Annotated in this window: 16 protein-coding genes; 8 read left to right on the top strand and 8 right to left on the bottom strand. The window is 44.8% G+C overall.

Annotated elements, in window-relative coordinates:
* Nucleotides 1-40 precede the first annotated feature (40 nt).
* Both QUA40_RS04985 and QUA40_RS04980 read right to left on the bottom strand, forming a co-directional pair.
* Entirely contained in the window at nt 41-1,816 is a 1,776-nt protein-coding gene (locus QUA40_RS04985; protein WP_333122300.1) for an ATP-binding protein, read from the bottom strand.
* Between the two features lie 236 nt (nt 1,817-2,052).
* Entirely contained in the window at nt 2,053-2,280 is a 228-nt protein-coding gene (locus QUA40_RS04980; RefSeq protein ID WP_333122298.1) for a hypothetical protein, read from the bottom strand.
* A gap of 96 nt (nt 2,281-2,376) precedes the next feature.
* On the opposite strand from QUA40_RS04980, the gene QUA40_RS04975 reads away from it, so the two are divergent.
* The 5 genes from QUA40_RS04975 (at nt 2,377) to ureC (ending at nt 6,380) form a co-directional block, all read left to right on the top strand.
* Nucleotides 2,377-2,751 (top strand): hypothetical protein, encoded by a 375-nt coding sequence (locus QUA40_RS04975; RefSeq protein WP_333122296.1) that lies wholly within the window; start codon nt 2,377-2,379, stop codon nt 2,749-2,751.
* A gap of 67 nt (nt 2,752-2,818) precedes the next feature.
* Entirely contained in the window at nt 2,819-3,694 is an 876-nt protein-coding gene (locus QUA40_RS04970) for an urease accessory protein UreD (protein ID WP_333122293.1), read from the top strand.
* Nucleotides 3,695-3,847: 153 nt separating this feature from the next.
* Complete coding sequence (gene ureA / locus QUA40_RS04965) at nt 3,848-4,150, top strand: urease subunit gamma (RefSeq protein ID WP_015179363.1); 303 nt, start codon at nt 3,848-3,850, stop codon at nt 4,148-4,150.
* Nucleotides 4,151-4,183: 33 nt separating this feature from the next.
* Entirely contained in the window at nt 4,184-4,495 is a 312-nt protein-coding gene (locus QUA40_RS04960; protein ID WP_333122290.1) for an urease subunit beta, read from the top strand.
* A 148-nt stretch (nt 4,496-4,643) separates the two neighbouring features.
* The gene (gene ureC, locus QUA40_RS04955) at nt 4,644-6,380 is read left to right on the top strand and encodes an urease subunit alpha (protein ID WP_333122288.1); all 1,737 of its coding nucleotides are present in this window, start codon (nt 4,644-4,646) and stop codon (nt 6,378-6,380) included.
* A 474-nt stretch (nt 6,381-6,854) separates the two neighbouring features.
* Here ureC and QUA40_RS04950 read toward each other — a convergent pair whose 3' ends face one another.
* The 4 genes from QUA40_RS04950 to QUA40_RS04935 all read right to left on the bottom strand — a co-directional run bounded on the left by QUA40_RS04950 (nt 6,855) and on the right by QUA40_RS04935 (nt 11,493).
* Nucleotides 6,855-7,103: a hypothetical protein gene (locus tag QUA40_RS04950; protein WP_333122286.1), complete on the bottom strand. Its 249-nt coding sequence runs from the start codon at nt 7,101-7,103 to the stop codon at nt 6,855-6,857.
* A 64-nt stretch (nt 7,104-7,167) separates the two neighbouring features.
* Nucleotides 7,168-8,535 carry a serine/threonine-protein kinase gene (locus tag QUA40_RS04945; protein WP_333122284.1) on the bottom strand — a complete coding sequence of 456 codons (1,368 nt, stop codon included), beginning with the start codon at nt 8,533-8,535 and terminating at the stop codon, nt 7,168-7,170.
* A gap of 90 nt (nt 8,536-8,625) precedes the next feature.
* Nucleotides 8,626-9,621, bottom strand: coding sequence for a pentapeptide repeat-containing protein (locus QUA40_RS04940; protein WP_333122282.1), 996 nt, complete (start codon nt 9,619-9,621; stop codon nt 8,626-8,628).
* Between the two features lie 186 nt (nt 9,622-9,807).
* Nucleotides 9,808-11,493: a hypothetical protein gene (locus QUA40_RS04935; protein ID WP_333122280.1), complete on the bottom strand. Its 1,686-nt coding sequence runs from the start codon at nt 11,491-11,493 to the stop codon at nt 9,808-9,810.
* 70 nt (nt 11,494-11,563) lie between these two features.
* On the opposite strand from QUA40_RS04935, the gene QUA40_RS04930 reads away from it, so the two are divergent.
* On the top strand, nt 11,564-13,063 hold the full coding sequence (locus QUA40_RS04930; RefSeq protein ID WP_333122277.1) for an NAD(P)/FAD-dependent oxidoreductase: 1,500 nt from the start codon (nt 11,564-11,566) through the stop codon (nt 13,061-13,063).
* A 289-nt stretch (nt 13,064-13,352) separates the two neighbouring features.
* On the opposite strand, the gene QUA40_RS04925 is transcribed toward QUA40_RS04930, so the two are convergent.
* Nucleotides 13,353-14,363 (bottom strand): leucine-rich repeat domain-containing protein, encoded by a 1,011-nt coding sequence (locus QUA40_RS04925; protein WP_333122276.1) that lies wholly within the window; start codon nt 14,361-14,363, stop codon nt 13,353-13,355.
* 177 nt (nt 14,364-14,540) lie between these two features.
* On the opposite strand from QUA40_RS04925, the gene QUA40_RS04920 reads away from it, so the two are divergent.
* Nucleotides 14,541-14,999, top strand: coding sequence for an ABA4-like family protein (locus tag QUA40_RS04920; protein WP_333122273.1), 459 nt, complete (start codon nt 14,541-14,543; stop codon nt 14,997-14,999).
* A 327-nt stretch (nt 15,000-15,326) separates the two neighbouring features.
* Here QUA40_RS04920 and QUA40_RS04915 read toward each other — a convergent pair whose 3' ends face one another.
* A complete protein-coding gene (locus tag QUA40_RS04915; protein WP_333122270.1) occupies nt 15,327-18,263 on the bottom strand; it encodes a GAF domain-containing protein in 2,937 nt (978 codons plus the stop codon).
* A 212-nt stretch (nt 18,264-18,475) separates the two neighbouring features.
* Here QUA40_RS04915 and QUA40_RS04910 point away from each other — a divergent pair, with 212 nt between their 5' ends.
* Complete coding sequence (locus QUA40_RS04910) at nt 18,476-19,636, top strand: quinone-dependent dihydroorotate dehydrogenase (RefSeq protein ID WP_333122268.1); 1,161 nt, start codon at nt 18,476-18,478, stop codon at nt 19,634-19,636.
* Nucleotides 19,637-19,907 lie beyond the last annotated feature (271 nt).

Below are 19,907 nucleotides of genomic sequence, written 5' to 3'. Positions count from 1 at the left end.
CGTCCTATATTGGTGGGATGGGCTTCTAGCCCGTCCTATATTACCCAGCAACTGGCAAAGTAATCACAAATTCCGTGCCCTGTCCTATTTGAGAATTTACCTCAATTTTGCCTTGATGCTTGGCAAGGATTTGATAGGAAATAGCCAATCCTAATCCAGTACCTTTGCCGATCGACTTTGTAGTAAAAAATGGGTCAAATATCTGTTGGGCACTGGCGGACGCAATTCCGGGCCCGTTATCCCGAATCTTGACGATGACAGTATTGTCGGCCGTAATTTCCGTGCTAATCCAAATCGTTGGCGAATAGTCTTTGTCTTCCTTTTTTACCTCCTCCAGCGCATCTATTGCATTACTAATAATATTCATAAATACTTGATTCAGTTGCGCGGGATAGCACTCAAGCGCAGGCAACTTGCCGTATTGTTTAATAACTTGAATACCTTGTTTGAGTCGGTGATTGAGAATAACGAGGGTGCTATCAATTCCTTCGTGAATGTCGGCTGATTTCATTTTTCCGTCGTCCGATCGCGAAAAATTCCGCATGGATACGACAATTTCGCGAATGCGATCGGCTCCCATTTTCATCGAAGAAAGGGTTTTTGGCAAATCTTCTCTGAGAAATTCGAGTTCAATGTCTTCGATGCGCTCTAGAATGGCATCTGGTGGGTTTGGATAGAATTCTTGATACAGAGTTACCAAACCTGCTAAATCTTCGATGTATTGGTTGGCATAATCAATGTTGCCGCCGATGAAGTTGACGGGATTGTTGATTTCGTGGGCTATCCCTGCAACCATTTGACCGAGAGATGACATTTTTTCGGTCTGAATTAATTGGGATTGAGTTTGTTTTAGTTCTTGTGTATACTCGCTAACTCGCTGAATCAATTGATTGAAAGACGCCGCTAAAACTCCGATTTCGTCGTCGGTTGTGACTGGTACTTGCAGGTTAAAATTCGATTCGCGAGCGACTTGCTGAGCGACATTAGTGACGGTTTCGAGGGGTTCGGCGATCGCGCGGCTGGTTTTGTCCGCCAGCGCGACGGCGATGAGTGCTGAAATTAGCATACTCCCGAGAATAATTCGGTTTCGCAAACTTCCAGCTTCTTCTAATGCTTGGATTCCTTGCTGTTTGTGAGTTTCTACTGCGGCAATTAGCTCGGTTAAACTCTGAGCAAGGTTATCTAGTACGATCGCCTCTTGACCGCTGCTAGTCCTCAACATTTGTAGCTGTGCGGATTCGATGCTGTTGGGCTGCAAATTCCAAACTTCCGCTTCTTTTAACTGTAATTTAATTAGCTTACCGTAGTAATCTATGACGAGGGCCGATTTCTTCAATATAGCGTGCAAGTCTGCCTCTTCTGTTGCTAGTATATCGGGATTTTCTCGTGCAAAAGATTCAATTTCTGAAATCAGAATTTTCGCCTGAGTAATTGGCCCGAAAAACCGATCTTGTTCGTATTTCAGCCCCACCGTGTTTCCCAAAACGACTGGCAATCTCGCCGCGTGCGATCGGGATTCAAATACGGTATTTTGCAAATTTTGCAGCAGTTGCTGCTGCTGTTGGGCAACATTTACCTGAACTAAAGCTTGCTTGCGAAAGTAGTCTCCCAATCTCATTCCCGCACCAGTTCCCAAAATCGCTATGCCTATAGCTAAAGCATAGCCATAGCTAATTCTTTGACCAATCCGCAAATGGTTAACTCCTCCCTTTATCCCAGTTAAGTTAATAGATGAATGCTGTAACAACTTTTTTTTAGCAGAGTGATCTTGCTCTACCTTGCTATTTGGGGACTGACTGTGGGTAAATAATAACATTGAAAGTTCCTCCCAAACAAATTAGGAGTAATGGAGCGAAGAAAAGCAGAATGCACTTATGCTGAAGGCGGAAAGCAGTTTTGAGTGTTTAATTTTGAATTGGGAAATCTTGAACTCAAAAATTAACTCTTCCCCTAGTATCTCTGTTTTTAGACTAGAGTGTTTGTGATCTCTATCAACAATCTATGTGATTATAAGCAAATTCACAAAACTTATGATTACAACGATTAGTATTTTTAGTCAGTTGGGGCACAAGGCCCAACTACCGATTCTCTCCGTTTGTCTTTTTCGGCCAGTTCTAGGTTTAATTCCAGCAGTTTTGCTAAAATATCGTCGCTGTCAGTAAATCCGTAAGCTTGCATTACTTGGCGATCGAGCTTAGCATGAAGTTTATAAAGTTGGCTGGTTGGTTCTTCAAAAAATTTATTGTAAATTTGAGTAATTCCCCCCTGTTTTGCTGACATCTGTTGAGTGCGGTACAGTGAAGTAGTAAGAGCGAATCGCCATTGCCTTTCTCATTCCTAAACGTTTGCCATTTTAATACGGTAGCAGGTTCAATCATGGTAAAGTCTCAGTATGAGGGATATTCCGCCGGAAAACACACCGTTTTAATCCGACTGAATGATTCGGGTTACGGTTTGCTAATTATTCAAGAAAAGAAGTTGCTGATACCATACAATGTTCGTCGAGTTGATGATTGCCAACAGGAGCTAAGTGTAGTACGACAATTTGTTGATAAACTGGGCTTAAACTTAGTTTGGTATAAATATTTAAGTTCAACTGGTAGCAGGACATCTCATCCTAACTTTGGAAAACTTGCTAGAGAAAATTTACCTGTTCAGAAATTTATCAGTCCACTTTCCCGCCAGCACTTTAAGTTACATTATGACTTAAATTCTTCAGTTGATGACTATGTGATATTAGCTCAAAAATGATAAATATAAATCTCAATAAACATGAAAAAGATTTCCCATTCAACCTTTAATTAGAATAGAAAAATCTGTGATTAAAAACTCGACTGATACACCTACAAATAACATTCAAAAAGGATGGCACGGTCGCCTCAATTTAGTCTACGCTAACCGCAGCGGTGCAACTCAAATCATTCACAATCAAATGCAAGCACCCCTGAAGGTGCAGCGTCCGTTTTATCCTGAAGGGAAAGACGTTTGTCACAGCGTCATCTTGCACACGGCTGGGGGAGTTGTCGGGGGCGATCGACTTTCCAGCCATTTTCACCTCCAACCCAACGCCAAAGCCTTGATTACCACGGCTGCCGCTGGTAAAATCTATCGCAGCAGCGGACTAGAATCACAACAAAATATTGACATTCAACTAGATATCGGTGCTAATTTAGAATGGCTGCCACAAGAAACAATAGTTTTTGACGGCGCAATATATCGGCAAAATTTGCGGGTAGAATTAGCGCCAACAGCGAGGATTTTACTGTGGGAAATTACCCGATTTGGACGCAGTGCAAGGGGCGAAAAGTTCTTATCTGGAGAATGGCGATCGCACACCGAAATTTGGCAACAAAACAGCCCTTTATGGATTGACAGACAATTTCTCAAAGGTGGCTCAGAAATGCTCGAAAGCCCTCACGGCCTCGCAGGAAAACCCGTAGTCGCCACCCTCGCTTGGGTAGGCGAACCCGTCACCACAGATCTCGTGGAAAAAGTACGAAATTTGCCATCTGAGGCAACAATTAATCCTGGTAATTCCACCGTCGGCGTGACTCGTATTCCTAACGGTTTACTGTGCCGATATCGCGGTACATCCACCACCGCAGCGAGAGACTGGTTTGTCAGCATTTGGCACTTGCTGCGCTTGTCTTTTTCACAACGCCCTTGCTGTTTGCCCAGAGTTTGGATAAAATAGGATGATCTTTGAGTTTCAATGTATAGTTGTCCTCCTAACTAGATTATTCATCTCTCTCTTATCTTCCTCTGCACCCTTTGCGGTTTAATCATTCAGAAACAACCGTAAACGATATCATCACCAAATAATGCGATCGCACTTACAAGAATAAAAATGCAACTCACCCCCCAAGAAAAAGACAAGCTGCTGATTTTCACCGCCGCCCTGGTAGCAGAGCGCCGGAAACAAAGAGGTTTAAAATTAAACTATCCAGAAGCACTAGCCTACATTTCCGCAGCCATTTTAGAAGGAGCAAGAGATGGTCTCACCGTCGCCGATTTAATGAGTTATGGAACAACTCTCCTGACGCGGGAAGATGTGATGGAAGGGATACCAGAAATGGTGCATGAAGTCCAGGTAGAGGCGACTTTTCCCGATGGAACTAAGTTGGTGACAGTGCACGATCCGATCCGTTAAAAAATCAACCACAGAGATTCACAGGAGGAAAAAATGATTCCAGGGGAAATGATTGTTTTAGCAGGTGAAATAGAATTAAATGCCGATCGCCCAACGGTGCGGTTGCTGGTAGGAAATAAAGGCGATCGACCCATTCAAATCGGTTCCCACTATCACTTTTACGAGGCAAACGAAGCCTTAGAATTTAATCGAGAACAAGCAAAAGGAATGCGGTTGGATATTCCCGCAGGTACAGCAGTCAGGTTTGAACCGGGAGATGAAAGGGAAGTTCAATTAGTGCCGTTTGTTGGTAGTCGTCAAGTCTACGGCTTTAATGGGAAAGTGAACGGTATGTTAGATGGATGAAAGACAATTGAACTATTACAGCAGATTCCAGGTTTATGAAGTACACCCCCGATCGATATATTCCCGTAGGGACAGGGCACTGCCGTGTCCCTACTGCACTTCCTAATATTGTGAAAAGAACAAATAATCAAGTGAGGAGCTAATTAAAATGAGTTACAAAATGGATCGCCGCGCTTACGCGGAAACCTTCGGACCGACTGTGGGCGATCGCGTCCGATTAGCCGATACAGAATTATTCATAGAAGTAGAAAAAGACTTCACAACCTACGGCGATGAAGTCAAATTCGGTGGAGGCAAAGTCATCCGCGACGGTATGGGACAATCGCCGATTTCTAATGCTGATGGTGCGGTTGACACGGTAATTACTAATGCTTTAATATTAGATTGGTGGGGAATTGTTAAAGCCGATGTCGGCCTTAAAGAAGGCAAAATTTACAAAATTGGTAAAGCCGGAAATCCTTACATTCAAGATAGGGTAGATATTATTATCGGGCCTGGTACAGAAGTAATTGCTGGTGAAGGAATGATTCTCACGGCTGGGGGAATTGACAGTCACATTCACTTTATTTGTCCGCAACAAATAGAAGTGGCGATCGCCTCCGGCATCACTACCATGATCGGCGGCGGCACAGGCCCTGCAACGGGTACAAACGCCACCACCTGCACTCCTGGGCCTTGGCATATGTACAGAATGCTGCAAGCAGCCGACGCTTTTCCGGTAAATCTAGGGTTTTTAGGTAAAGGAAATAGCAGTCAACCGCAAGGATTAGTCGAACAAATCATTGCCGGTGCAATGGGTTTGAAACTCCACGAAGATTGGGGAACTACACCAGCAACGATCGACACTTGTTTGAATGTAGCTGACGAGTACGACGTGCAAGTTGCAATTCACACGGATACTCTCAATGAAGCGGGATTTGTGGAAGCTACAATTGCCGCTTTTAAGAATCGAGCCATTCATACTTACCACACCGAAGGTGCTGGTGGCGGACACGCACCGGATATTATTAAAGTGTGCGGACAAGCTAATGTTTTGCCTTCGTCAACTAACCCGACTCGCCCTTACACTGTCAATACTTTAGAAGAACATTTAGATATGTTGATGGTTTGCCACCATTTGGATCGAGGCATTCCTGAAGATGTGGCTTTTGCTGAATCGAGAATTAGAAGGGAAACTATTGCTGCTGAGGATATTTTGCACGATTTAGGTGCGTTTAGTATGATTTCTTCTGATTCTCAGGCGATGGGAAGAGTTGGAGAGGTGATTATTCGGACTTGGCAAACGGCACATAAAATGAAAGTGCAGCGGGGACATTTACCCCCCCTCACCCCCCCTTATCAGGGGGGGGAAGCAGGCGGAGAAAATGATAATTTTCGGGTGAAGCGGTACATTGCGAAATATACAATTAATCCGGCGATTACTCACGGAATTAGTCAGTATGTCGGTTCGGTGGAAGAGGGAAAGTTGGCGGATTTGTGTTTGTGGCGGCCGGCTTTTTTTGGGGTGAAACCGGAACTGGTAATTAAAGGAGGGGCGATCGCCTATGGGCAGATGGGAGATGCTAACGCCAGCATTCCGACGCCGCAACCGGTGCATATGCGGCCGATGTTTGGCAGTTTTGGCGGGGCGATTGCGGCGACTTGTCTGACGTTTGTAAGTCAGGTGGCGCGCGATCGAGGTATTGCTGCACAACTCGGTTTACAAAAGCCCACTGTAGCAGTTTCCGGGACACGACAAATTAGCAAAAGAGACATGAAACTCAACGATTATTTGCCACAAATGGAAGTCGATCCAGAAACTTATGAAGTGAGGGCGGATGGGGAATTGTTAACTTGCGAACCGGCAACAGTTTTGCCAATGGCGCAGCGGTACTTTTTGTTTTAACCGATTTTACAATCATGTAAGGGCGGGTTTTAGCAACTGTCGATGTCTCAAACTAACGAGCTCGTAAACCCGCCCCGATCTAATTAAACTTACTTAATTCGGGATTTGATGTGTTGTTATAAAAATTGAGAGATCGGAGTATTAAACCCTTACAAACACACCCAAAATAAAGCGCAATATTCACCGCACTTAACAACTTGGGGATACCCTCAAGCAAGCTGAAAATTGCCTCATTTTTCCATGGCAATGCTTCCGCAAAAATGCCAAAAATAATAAAGCAACGCCACTTACTAACAAAAAGTATGGCGTTGATTTTATTGGCCTCCTAAAAGCTAATCCATAAACGACCGCAGCAACAGCGTAGATAATAACTATTGTAACTTTAAGTTATCCAGCGCGTCCGAGGTGAACATGAGTGCGAAAAACTTCATTAAATAGAAAAAATCCCGTAACTATCGCTGAACCTAAAATAAACTAATTTTCAGGATGATTCGGTTGAGTAGTTCTTAGCAAACCAAAGCTAAAAACGCACACCATTACAGACAAATAAAACAACATTTGGAACATCAGAAAAAAGAAATCCGCCCCCGGATATGTCGCAAGACAAGGCGGAAAAAATAACCCTTTTACCGAAAAACCAAACCCATTTAAGGCTAAACTTACCACCCCTACCAGCAAGACAGCTAAAGTATTGAGGCCAAAAACAATCCTATAATTTGCCATAATCTAATTTGAGTGGCTCATGTATTCTCATCATTGAGCGATCGCAGTTTTGTACTAAATTTACTTATCTTAAATTTAACCAATCTTGAATTTCTTGCGCTAACCAAGCCGCCTCAACCTCTTTCAAATTTTGTGCTAAAATATAAAAGTAAGTTCCCCTATCGTTGCCTGAACGAATCCGGATTTGATTTCCGTCAGTCATGGTATATATAAAAGTACCCAAAATTTCCGAAATTTCCCCAGTTTGTTGTGAAGAAGTCCAACCAAATATCTGATGTTCCAGTTTAAAGTAGTTCCGGTTAAATGTAATTTTATTACCCTGACCCACAATTTTAAGTAAGATACTTCCTATAATCGTAAACAATCCTAATCCAATAGCTACTATAATCGTAAACAATCCTAATCCAATAGCTAAATTTACTTGTATAGACCATAATAAAGGTATTGGCCCCAGTAGCAGTAAAAAAAATATTCCTCTAACAGAAACTGAAAAAGGCTTTCTGACTAAACTAGACGGAATTTTAATGTTTAACTCCGTCGCTGATTTGCTAACTTGAATGCGACTGTGAGGCGGTTTGGCAATTTTCCTCACAGTCTCAATTTGAAGATTAGCCCCTTGTATGTTTCCCGATTTCAAAGCTGCTAAAGCCTCTCTCGCCGTCCTAAAACGCTTTTCTAACGCGATTTCCGTCATCTTCTCAATCCAGCTTACCAAACTAGGATTCACACTTATGCGATCGCTAAACTGAATCCGAGAATCTTTCTGTGGCAAATCCGCAGGAGTCACCCCCGTTAACAAATGAATTAAAGTAGCTCCCAAAGCATACAAATCCGAAGCCACCACCGCCCGCCCCCAAAACTGTTCTAAGGGTGCATAACCACTCGTTCCTACCACTGTAAACGTTACACCTGTCACCGCCGCTTGAGCTTGTACCGCACCAAAATCTACTAGATAAACCTGCTGATCTTCCCCCCAAATTAAATTACTCGGCTTAATATCTCGGTGCAAAACTGGGGGGGTTAATTCATGCAAATAAATTAGAATTTCTAGCACTTCAGTGGCAATTTTTCGTACTTTTTTTTCGGAAAAACCCTGACCCTTTTCTAATAATTCCTGAAGGGAAAATCCCGGAATATAATCTTGCACTAACCCAAACCAAGGCAATCCTGCTCCGGCTTCCCGCTCCAGGGAAAAATAATCTCGATAGCAAGGAATGCGGGGATGATTTAGCGCCTGCAAAACTTGTGCTTCTCTTTCAAAAAGCTTGAGTTCTTCCCACTGCATTTCCGGGCTAAAAGCTAACATTTTCAGCGTCACCTGTTCTTGAGACTCTAAATCTACTGCTAGCCAAGTTTGATGACCGGCCGCTGTGCGTCCTAAACGCTGTTGCAATTGATAACGTTCTTGTAAAATTTTTCCTGGATTTAACATAGCATTGCCCTCTTTTTTTAATCTTACGAAATTGCCTTAACTATTAAAGTGACTATTTTGCGAAGATGGTTAAATTGCTACTACAACTAATTAGAGGTGCATTTCTCCATTTGGCATGATTGTACCGCGCAATTGAGCACCCGCTAAATTAGCAGTGCTCAAATCTGCCCTAATCAAAGTTGTGCGATGCAAAATTGCATCCCGCAAATCTGTTCTAGCCAGGTAAGCATCTGTCAGATCAGCTTCACTCAAATTTGCCTGATTAAAATTAGCTCGACTCAAATCAGCCCGCACCAAATTAGCTCGACTCAAGTCAGCCATAACTAAATTAGCATTGCTCAACTTAACATCAGGAAGAAATGCACCACGCAAGTTAGCGCCAGCAAATTCAGCATCAATTAACACAGCTCTTTCCAACTTAGCATTTGTCATTACAGCCCAGGAAAAATTTGTTTCTACCAAAATTGCTTCAGTCAAATATATGCCATCTAAAATAGCTTCGCTCAAATTCGCCTGAGTCAGATTTGCTTCCCCCAGAGATGCTTCTGTCAAATTCGCGTGACTGAGATTAGCTTTAGTCAAATCTGCACCTTGCAAATTGACGCCCCGCAAATCTGCACCGCTCAAATTTGTACCCCGCAAATTTGCACCCTCAAAAATCCGCTGTTCCTTGCGCAAGTTTGCACCCCGCAAGCACGCACCGCGCAAATCTGCACCTTGCAAATTGGCTCCTCGCATATCTGCACCGGTCAAATTTGCATCGATAAAAACTGCTAAAGAAATATTGGCTCTGCGAAAGTCTGCACCTTGCAAAGTCGCTCCGTGGAAGTCTGCATCGGACAAATTTGCTCCGCTCAAGTTTGCCTGATTTAAGTTAGCACCGCACAACTTTGCATTAGTTAAATTTGCGCGCTGAAGGTTAATTCTGCTCAGGTAAGACAGCGCTAAGTTTGCACCCCAGAGGTCAGCACTGCTTAAATTGACGCCAATTAAATCAGCACCGCTCAGGTATACGCCTCTCAGATTCATACCTTGAAAATCTAGTTCTCCTGATGTATATCGCCTTAAGATTTCGCTGGCATTCATATTTTTTTATTGTTAATTAGGTACAATGTGCTATTTCTAGACTTCTTAAATTGTAGTTCGCGTGGACTTAGTTTGTGTTGCCCCAAACTAGAATCGGGAAAATTTGATGAAACTTCTTGAATTTCAGTTTGCGAAGGCGGACTTAGTTTGTGTAGCCCCAGACTAGAGTCTGGGGATTTAATGAGTTTAATTCAGAAACTCTTGAGTCCAAGAGACTGTTTTGCTACCCAACGGTCGCCCGTGAATTTTCACATGAGTAAGATATGGGGATTTTAAAGTACACAGTTTTTTGTGAATGTATGTAGCTGTAGCCTGTTGGTTTGGTACCTCAGCCGACTCCAGAATCACATGGAGCCAACCGTCTTTAAATCCCGCTGTAGCAGCAATTCCCTTAGGCTGTAGCAATTGATTAATCAATTGGGCGATCGCCTTTGGTTTACCTTGTTTTGCCATTTCCAGAAGCTGATACTGATTTGCTTTATGGCTAGAGTTTTCTAGCGGTATTTCTGAAATATTTTCAGCAATATTTTCCTGGGCTTCCAAAGGATATTGGTCGCTTTCTTTTGACTCCAATTCGCTCAAAATCTCCATTAATTTATCGGTAAAATTTTGAACTTTTCCTACATAGTCTCTGAGATTTTTGTATTTCCAGTACAAACGCTCCTCTGCACTTCCCGTAGAAAATTTTTCGTTCAATGCAGCTTCTAACTGGGTAAATATATTTTCTATTTGCGCCGTTGCGGAGTTAGCACTTTGACTGACTAATCCTTTCATTTCTTCTTCCAATCCCAACTTGCGTTTGATGGAATCGCTAATATTTCTAATCACAGGATCGGGTGGTTCAAAATTTTCGATAATTGTCGGCATTTCTGCAACTGAGAATGTTTCTACCAGTTCCTGTCTGAAATCTGCACCAGAATTATTGCTGCTGGTTTCGGGTTCTTTGAACTGTACATTTTTTGCCGTGTCCGGCACTAAGTAACTCTTCTGGGGGTCATAATGATAGTGAGCTGGAGCAGCTTGAATGATTTGAGTAATATCGCCTGGATCAAAATAATCGCTGCGCCTGTCCACCAGCTCGCTCTCTTCATAAACACTGTTGTTTAAATGTGTTTGATCGTAATCTTCACTAGCCGAATATTCTGCTTCCTGGGGTTCTTCCTGTTGCATTTTTGCGTAACAAGGATTCATCGCTTTGATGATTACGCTCGCAGCTTGGTCGTTTTCATCTCTGTTGTCGAGATTGCTAGCAGTTGTGTACAACTGAGATTCGAGTTCGGCTAGGCTACCACAGACATCAAACAGTTGTCGCAGCAGATTGTCAAGTTCTTGAGTTTTCAGCAGCAGCCAGTCGCGATCGCTAAAAGTAAACTGGTGATAAAGAGTAGAAAAAATTAGGATTTTAGCCCTCAGCGGATTTGTTTGCTGCAAAATTTTTTGTCTGACATCAAATAAATGGCCGGGGTTTCTTGCCCTTTCTTCGTTGCTTGATACTTCCGAACTAAAGTGTTCTTCAAATGCGGGAGCTTCCTGCCCGCCAAAACTAGATATATTTATTTCTAATTTGGTGAAATCTTCAAATTCATACAGCCTGCTAAGTTGACAGACTATGAGGTCGGTTACTAAAGCATACTCTGTTTTTTTATTAACTTTAGAGACTATACTATTTAAAACTGCTTCAATATCTTCTAACCTGCTGTATTTGGCGCACAGTTCTTCGATTAAAATTCCTAGATCGGCGCTGGCCAGTTGGGCAGGATCGTTCTCCCAAAAGTCTTTACAAGCAAAAAATATTATTTTTTTAATGCGCGAGAGATGGACATCTTGTTCTAATTCGCGAACAACTTCATCTAAAATAGATAAAGGTTTCATAGTTTTCCTCCCCAAAAAATACCCTGTCAACAGTCAGCAAGAAATAATACAATTATACCACATTTGATAAATGCAAGACTTTGATGCGATCGTAATTGGCAGCGGTATTGGTGGCTTAGTCGCCGGCTCGATGCTAGCTCGTTACGGCAAGCGGGTGCTCGTCTGCGAGAGCCACATCATAGCGGGCGGGGCAGCTCACAGCTTTTCCCGCCGGGGATTTCACTTTGATTCAGGGCCTTCTTTTTATTGCGGTTTGACTGACCCCCGGTCGTTCAATCCTTTGCGGCAAGTTTTTGATGTTTTGGAGGAATCGATCGCAGCAATTTCCTACGATCCGCTGGGGCATTACCATTTTCCAGAAGGAAGTTTGCCGATTTATGCTGATGCGAGAAGTTACTTAGATGCTGTAGCTAAATTCGCACCGCAAGGTGCTGTAGAATTGCAGCAATTTCAACAAAATTTATTAGTTTTGTATGAAGCTTTGCGTGGAATTCCGGCTTTAGCGCTGAGATCCGACTGGCAGTTGATACCTGTTTTGCTGTCTCGGTACTCGCCTGCTTTGCTGAAGCTGTTGCCGCTAGTAGGTGCGATCGCGGGTTCAGCAGGTTCCTTGATGGATCGGGATGTGCGTGACCCTTGGGTGCGGCGTTTGATAGATTTGGAGTGCTTTTTGCTGTCGGGTTTGAAAGCCCACGGAACAGTCGCCCCGGAAATAGCTTTTATGATTGGCGAACGATCGCGCTGTGCGATCGAATATCCTGTAGGTGGCAGCGGTGCGATCGTCGATGCTTTAGTCAGAGGTTTGCAGCGCTGGGGAGGAAAATTGCGCCTGGGATCTCCCGTCGAGCAAATATTAGTTGAAGCGGGCCAAACCACCGGCGTTCGCTTGAAAAATGGCGAAGTTATCCGCGCCCCAATTGTCATTTCAAATGCCACAATCTGGGATACTTATACAAAGTTACTGCGACCTGAAGATTTGCCGGAAAGCTACCGAAAAAACGCTTTGTCGATGCCAGCAGTAGACAGTTTCATGCACCTGCATTTAGGAATTAAAGCCGAAAAAAGAGAAGGTTTAACCGGCCACCACGTCGTCGTTCACGACAGCAAGGTTGACATTACAGTACCCGGAAATACTTGCATGATTTCGATTCCGACAGTGTGGGATGCAACTCTCGCGCCGCCCGGACATCACGCCGTTCACGCTTATACTTTAGAACCTTACGCAGGTTGGGAGTACGGCGACGGTTATCAGGAAAAAAAACGAGAGCGATCGCAATCTTTGTTTCAAGCTTTAGAAAAAATTATACCCGATTTGCGATCGCGAATAGTCTTAGAGTCGATCGGCACACCGCTAACCCACGCCCGATTTTTACGCCGATATCAAGGAACCTACGGGCCTGCAATCGCCGCCGGAAAAGGCACATTTCCCGGGCCGCAAACACCAGTCAAAGGCTTGTATCGCGTGGGAGACAGCACCATGCCCGGAATAGGCGTCCCCGCCGTCGCAGCATCGGGTATTTTGTGCGCGAATACTTTAGTAAATTCCGATGTGACAGCACAATTTTTGTAAGTTATGGCAGAAGGAAGCGGGCGGGTTTTGCCAAAGATATTGTCGGCAACTCAAAAAATAGATAAACCCGCCCTCTCGGAACCAGTAAACTGCTTGCTGGAGCGCTGATGAGTGCTAAAGACTGATTATCCACCAGCGGCAAAAGCGCCCAGAATTGCGATCGACAAAGCCAAACCTGGCAACAGCAGCAATCCTAACATCAAAGCATCGTGTCCGCTCATCACTTTCTCCTGATATTCACCTTAAACATTATACTATATAAACCGCCATCTTGCCTCGACCTTAAGAATTAAAACCGACATATAGATTCAGGATTGACAGGGCAAATTTTATTAACAATGGGATTCCCGCGCAAGTCCAGCGTAGTTAACTTTTGCAAAGATTGCAGGGAACTAATATCAGAGATTTGATTGTTGTACAAGTCAAGCAAAAATAAGTTATTTAAAGCTTGTAGAGCGCTGGTATCCGAAATCGGATTGTTGAACAGATAAAGTTCAGTCAAATTAGTTAACGATTTCAGCGGACTGATGTCTGATATTTGATTGTTACCGAGGTTGAGTTCAATTAAATTAGTTAGAGATGTCAAAGGACTAATATCAGAGATTTGATTTTGGAATAAAACCAATTTATTCAAGTTAGTAAGCGATGCCAGCGGAGTAAGGTCAGATATTTCATTTCCGAAGAGAAACAGCGTAGTGAGATTTTTCAAGGAAGCCAGGGGGGTGATATCCGATATTTTATTATTGTAAAGGTATAGTGTCTGGAGTTCAGTTAAATTGACCAGAGGAGCGATATCTGAAATTTGATTGTTGTAGAGAATCAGCGCATTTAAGTTAGTTAAATTTTTCACCGGAGTGATGTCAGAAATTTTGTTGTCAAACAAGACAAGTGCGGTAAGATTAGTTAGAGCTGCCAGGGGACTGAGGTCTGAGATTTGATTGGTATCGAGAACGAGTATACTCAGATTTGTCAGAGATGAAAGCGGACTGAGATCTGATATTGTATTAACATCTATAACCAGAGTTTTCAGATTAGTTAAAGATTGCAGGGGGGCGATGTCAGATATTTGATTACTGCCGAGAATGAGATTAGTAAGTTGAGTGAAAGATGAGAGGGGGCGGATATCGGTAATTTGAAGATTTTTGAGGTTAAGTTCTGTTGTATTAAAAAGTATTGCGTTGGCTCGATCGCACTCAGAAGAGTCTGATATTTGCAACAGTATTTCTACCGTATGTTTAGCATCAAGCGAGAGATTCTCTTTTTGCTTGCACCAATCGGGAAAGTTATTATAATTTGTCATGGGCTGTACTGGCTTAATCGATTTGAGATGGAAGATTTGAAATTTTAGATAAGTATAGCAATTCTATTTCATTTGTGAATGAGCTTTTTTCGGGTTTTGAGAAATTTCAGCAAAAATTGTGTAAAATAATCTGAACATCCTTAATTGAATTGAATTCGCAGGAGCCAAGAGCCAACTATGACACCCGAACTAATTTTTAATGCCGGTAATCTGTTCGTTGTGCCTTTCTGGGCAATTATGATTTTATTACCCAACTGGGGAATTACCCGAAAAGTGATGAATTCCTTCATTCCGTTTGCGATTCTCGCTGCTTTTTACATATATTTGTTTGGTAGCAGTCTGACGGCGGAAAATGCGGCTGCTTTGTCCAATCCCAAGCTAGCAGATATTGCTAAGTTTCTGGGGGAGGAAACGGCAGCGGCCACGGGATGGATACATTTTTTAGTGATGGACTTGTTTGTCGGGCGCTGGATTTATTTGGAAGGACAGCGGACAGGAGTTTGGACGGTTCATTCTTTGGCTTTGTGTTTTTTTGCTGGGCCGATGGGATTGCTTTCTCATATTGTAACTGCTTGGATTACTCAAAGGTTTTTCCCTAGTTATGAGGCGGCGGAAACTGTTACTTCATCGGTTTAGAGAAAGGGTTTTTAATACCTTGGATGTTATAGCATTTTCGATGGGAAAGAACTATACCTCCAGCAAAAGTCGATCGCCTATCCTGAAAATATCTGCGTTTATCTGCCTGACATCGGCGGTTTCTGTATTAACCAAAGACTTAGGATCGCGAATTAAATAACTTACAATTTAAATTGTTATTGTGGGATGGGCGTCCCCCCGTCCAAAAAGGACGGGCGGGACGCCCATCCCACAAACTTGTGGAAGTTATTTAATTCTCATTCCTTATGCAATTCAGGTCTACTGAGTGCATAAGTTATTGTAGCGTGAACTCGCCCGTACAGAATTTTAAGAATTGGCTAGGGGCAGCACTAAACGAGCGACAATTAAATTGTTTTCTAACATTTCTAAATAAAAGTTTCCCCCCATTAAGCGTACTGCTCGCTGACAAATTAAGAGATTTTGCACGATCGACCTATTTGCAGAAACTGCCAATATATCAGGCCCGGAACCACCGTTGAAGGCAGCAATTAAATGTCGATCGCACGCGCCGCTATCGACCACAGACAATTCTAACAAATCTTCCCCCAACAACTGAGAGCGAATCTCAATCTTGGCGCCAACAGCAGAGCGCCTGCAAGCCGTCGCCAGCAATTCGCACAGGATCAAATCCAGCTTGATACTGTCCCCGCGAACACTCAAAGTCTGACCCGCAGGCATCGACACAGCAGTTTCTCTGTGCACTTCCAGCAAGACTTTCGACTGTTTGACCAGGGGGGCCGTTCGATCGAGCGAGCGCCTCAGCCAAGCGCTCACAGGCACCGCATCTTGTGCGAATTGCAGCCGCCAATGTTCCTGTTTCAGCAGCAAATGAGTTGACCCCAAAGCATTGCCAATTTGCCGCAAAACCTGTTGGTAGCGCAAAATTTTCAGAGCATCCTTTTGCTCCTTCGCCGACTGCAAAATCGACTGACTCAACTCCCCCAACTCCTTCACCCCCGCTCCCAGAGTGCGGTAAAACTCCTCAAAACGGCGCTGTTTGTACCAGTTGAGCAACTCCATATCCAATCGCTGCGACTCCTGGGCCGATTGCACCGCCAAATACCTGCGCCACCAAGCCAACTGAGACGCCATCGAGCTGAGTAAACTCACCGACAACTCCGACCACTGGCGGCCCGGAGCGTCTGCAGCCACCACAATGCCCGCCGGAGCGTGTTCTGGGGCCGTCCGCAGCGCCACCGTCAGAATCTCGCCAATTCCCGGACTGCGGAGCCACCGCTTCGTCGCCAGCGGCAGTTGGCTCGTGCTCTGTTGCAGCACGCCCGCTTCTGCCAGGGTTTGTTGGATCAAGGCATCTGTTTTGACAGGAATCACCGCCTCGGGATTGAGGGCAAATACGGGATTGGCAGCTAGCGCCGTCGCAATTGAACCTTCCTCCTCACCGGGATTCCAAGTAATTACGGCTACTAAAGGACAGGAAAGTGTCTGGGAAACGTGTTGAGCAAAGTTACGATCGAGCTTTTGTAGCGGCAACTCTGGGAACATCGTCGGTGAAGCAGCAGATATCTGTTGCTCAGATTGCTCCTCGCCAGAATGCTGCAAAACCGCCAAACCCGATTTGAGCAATCGCTCAAATTGCTGATATTTGTCGATTTCCGAACTCTGCTGCCACGAGTGCAGGATCAATCCTAGTTGTTGGCTAACTAGCCGAACTAATTCTTGCTCAGATCGCCTCCAAGTGCGAGTTGCATTGTGCCCGACAACCAGCAAACCCTCGATCGATTTGCGATTGGCGATTTTCGATTTGAGATTGGGGTTTTCTCCCTCTTCCTTTTTTCCCCGAGTGCTCGATGCCAAAAGCGATCGCACCCCCGCCTCCCCCAACACTTCCCGCCAAGCGCTCAACCGCCCGTCTTCCTCCCAATTTTCAATAGCCACAGGTTCGCTTTCTTGCAACAGCCCCACGTCTGCCACATCGAGGGCGTTGAGCGGCGACGGCACTGCCCTGCGGTTGCGGGGCAGATTTTGGCAGACAATTTCAAAGCGATTTTGTTCTTCGCCGTACAGCAGCAGCAAAAAGTATTCGCATTTGAGCCGCTCGCACAACTGTTCGGCGGTATTTTTCAAAGTCGCCTCCCAGTCAGCATCGCTGTAGATGGCGCGAGCTATTCCGGCAGTTAAATCTCGATCGATCTCAGTTTGCTGAATTTTCTCCTCCATCTCCGACACAGGAGCCGTCAGAGCCACTAACTGCGCCACTCCCCGCAGGTAATGCTTTTCATTGTCTTGCCAAATCCGGGGCTCGCCGGCTTCGACTGCCAAAAATCCCAACAATTCCCCTTCTGAAACAATCGGCGCCGCCAACAGAGAGCGAGCGCGAATTTGCTGCATCAACCGCCCCGTCAGCTCAGTTTTCATAGAACTTTGAGATTCACCGATCCAAACCATTTCTTCCCTGCCCAAAGCCTGATAAAATTCGCCCAAGTCTTGGACGGTGATGCCCGAAGCCGCTCGGCCCGGCCCCCCCAAACCCGGAGTAACTTCGCGGTTGCTGACTCGGCGCCAAAAATAGCGCCGCTCTCGCTCGAACCAATAAACATTGGTGCGCGTCGGCTCGATAAATTCATGAGTTTGTTCGACCACCGCTTGCAAGTATTGGTCGAGCGATCGCAATTCTCCCAACTGCGAAATCAGCGCTAAAAGAGACTCATCTGGGTGTTTGACTTGTTGTCGCTGCCAGTCTTTTTCTATTTGGTAAAGAGCAGTTGCCAGCGCTCCAAATATAATCGCCAACTGCGTTTTTTCCCCCGACTTTGGCGACGCTCCCCACACGTCAGTCCCGAGCAAAATCACGCCGTAGCAGCGGTCTTTGTAGCGGAGGGGAAACAGAGTCGTGCCTTGAATATTGAAAGTTTGAGCTGCTTTGCGCCATTCTCCGGCTCTGTTTTCCGATCGCAAATCCGGGACTCCCACCGGGCGGAGCTGAATCACGACTTGTTCAAGCAAATCCCCTGGACTGAGGGCAAACCGCTGTTTGAGAAAAGACTGGTCGCCGTTAGGAGTCATGCCGCCTTTCCCCAACAATCTATGAGCCTGTCGATCGTACAACCCGATCCAAATCAACCCCCAGTCAAATTCCGTTTGCAAGTAACCGAGTGTGGTCGAAAGTAGCACTTCAACATTCTCCTCTTCTCGGAGAGTCTGGAGAACGCGTTCCAGGGTCGCCATTTGTTCGTCTAAATCCTTTGGTCTTTGCTGCTGCCCCATTTCCAAGCTTCCCCGCACTTTTGTCTAATTTAAAATTACCAACTTAAAAATTAAAAAAATCAAATGGAAAAGAATCAACTTATAATATAATCGTCTCACTTATCCTTGAATCTCAAACATTGGATAAAGTCGATCGAAGTTGAAGTAAAAACTTCGCCTTCGCTGTCTGCTCGTGAATATTTTTATTTCCCTTCTCATTTCTAATTTGTAAATTGCCCCAGTACAAATCATTGGATATTTATCAATCAAGTGTACGCCCGCTGTTGTTTTCGGTATTGAAAACCGATGCCGAGTGGCTGCACAACCGCACTCTCCAAGTTCTCGAACTCGCAGCCCGAACTCAGTCAAGCCCCGCAACCAGCCAAATGCTCTCCCGATTGCAGAAATCTTTGGGAGTCCAAGATTCTCGCCTCGAACAATCTTTGTGGGGACTGAGCTTTAACAATCCTGTCGGCTTAGCCGCGGGATTTGATAAAAACGGGGTAGCTGCTGACATTTGGGCAAATTTTGGCTTTGGCTTTGCCGAACTCGGCACTGTCACTTGTCAACCGCAGCCGGGAAACCCCCAACCTCGCTTGTTTCGCTTGACGGACGACTGTGCAGCCCTCAACCGCATGGGATTTAACAATCAAGGAGCCGCGGCAATGGCAGCCCGGTTTGAGGCAGCACAGAAACAGTCAAAATTCGATGCCTCGCGCCCTATGCCTCCGTCTCCGTTTCCCTTGGGCATCAATCTCGGTAAATCTAAGGTAACACCGTTAGAGCAAGCAGCAGCCGACTATTTGGAGAGTTTTAAGCTGCTGAAAGATTGGGGCGACTATTTTGTAGTCAACGTTTCCTCTCCGAATACGCCTGGGTTGCGATCGCTCCAAGATGCTGCGGGTCTTAGCACAATTTTGGAAATTTTGCAACAAGAAAATCAGGGAATCAAGCCAATTTTAGTCAAGATTGCGCCGGATTTGGAGTCAGAGGCGATCGTATCAATCCTTGACTTAGCAAAAACCTACCAACTAGCAGGAATTATCGCCACAAATACCACCATCCGCCGCGACGGATTGAAAACACAAATATTGCGAGAAACAGGCCAACCAATCGCCGAAGAAGCCGGGGGAATTAGCGGGCTTCCTGTGCGGGAGCGATCGACAGAAGTAATCCGATTTATCTGGCAATATACAAAAGGCGAATTACCCATAATTGGAGTTGGCGGCATTTTCACCGCCGAAGATGCTTGGGAAAAAATAGCCGCAGGTGCCAGTTTAATTCAAGTCTACACCGGTTGGGTTTACGAAGGGCCTTGGATGGTGCGCCGGATTCTCCAAGGTTTGCTGCAAAAGTTAGAAGAACGCGGATTTAGTTCTATTTCTGAGGCAGTAGGTTCGGACAATCAATAGACATTCGAGTGAAAAGCAAGTCTTGGGCAGGCAGGATGCCTGCTCCACAAGAATTCTTGAAGAAGTCTCATAAATTATGGCAGGAATCAACCCGTGAGGGGCTTTGTTAATTGCTTGTGCTTTTCCTTTCCGATAGTGATAGTGAGCTTATCCAACAGCTAACCAGCTTTGGCAGTCTCGTCTAATATCCATGAGTTCACCCAGAATCTGACTCACAGTGCGATCGCTAAAAAAACTATCAGGCAACACCATACCAACAGTTCCCTAACAT

The sequence above is a fragment of the Microcoleus sp. Pol11C3 genome (assembly GCF_036701485.1).
Lineage (GTDB): Bacteria > Cyanobacteriota > Cyanobacteriia > Cyanobacteriales > Microcoleaceae > Microcoleus.
The sequence above is the reverse complement of the archived record's forward strand: the minus strand, read 5'-3'. Positions and strand labels throughout refer to the sequence as shown.

Bases quoted from the DNA above. Each gene is read 5' to 3' on its own strand.
- QUA40_RS04945 (WP_333122284.1), bottom strand. From the start codon at position 8,535: ATGTTAAATCCAGGAAAAATTTTACAAGAACGTTATCAATTGCAACAG.
- QUA40_RS04975 (WP_333122296.1), top strand. From the start codon at position 2,377: ATGGTAAAGTCTCAGTATGAGGGATATTCCGCCGGAAAACACACCGTT.
- QUA40_RS04920 (WP_333122273.1), top strand. From the start codon at position 14,541: ATGACACCCGAACTAATTTTTAATGCCGGTAATCTGTTCGTTGTGCCT.
- QUA40_RS04930 (WP_333122277.1), top strand. From the start codon at position 11,564: ATGCAAGACTTTGATGCGATCGTAATTGGCAGCGGTATTGGTGGCTTA.
- QUA40_RS04935 (WP_333122280.1), bottom strand. From the start codon at position 11,493: ATGAAACCTTTATCTATTTTAGATGAAGTTGTTCGCGAATTAGAACAA.
- QUA40_RS04925 (WP_333122276.1), bottom strand. From the start codon at position 14,363: ATGACAAATTATAATAACTTTCCCGATTGGTGCAAGCAAAAAGAGAAT.
- ureC (WP_333122288.1), top strand. From the start codon at position 4,644: ATGAGTTACAAAATGGATCGCCGCGCTTACGCGGAAACCTTCGGACCG.
- QUA40_RS04940 (WP_333122282.1), bottom strand. From the start codon at position 9,621: ATGAATGCCAGCGAAATCTTAAGGCGATATACATCAGGAGAACTAGAT.
- QUA40_RS04985 (WP_333122300.1), bottom strand. From the start codon at position 1,816: ATGTTATTATTTACCCACAGTCAGTCCCCAAATAGCAAGGTAGAGCAA.
- ureA (WP_015179363.1), top strand. From the start codon at position 3,848: ATGCAACTCACCCCCCAAGAAAAAGACAAGCTGCTGATTTTCACCGCC.
- QUA40_RS04960 (WP_333122290.1), top strand. From the start codon at position 4,184: ATGATTCCAGGGGAAATGATTGTTTTAGCAGGTGAAATAGAATTAAAT.
- QUA40_RS04980 (WP_333122298.1), bottom strand. From the start codon at position 2,280: ATGTCAGCAAAACAGGGGGGAATTACTCAAATTTACAATAAATTTTTT.
- QUA40_RS04950 (WP_333122286.1), bottom strand. From the start codon at position 7,103: ATGGCAAATTATAGGATTGTTTTTGGCCTCAATACTTTAGCTGTCTTG.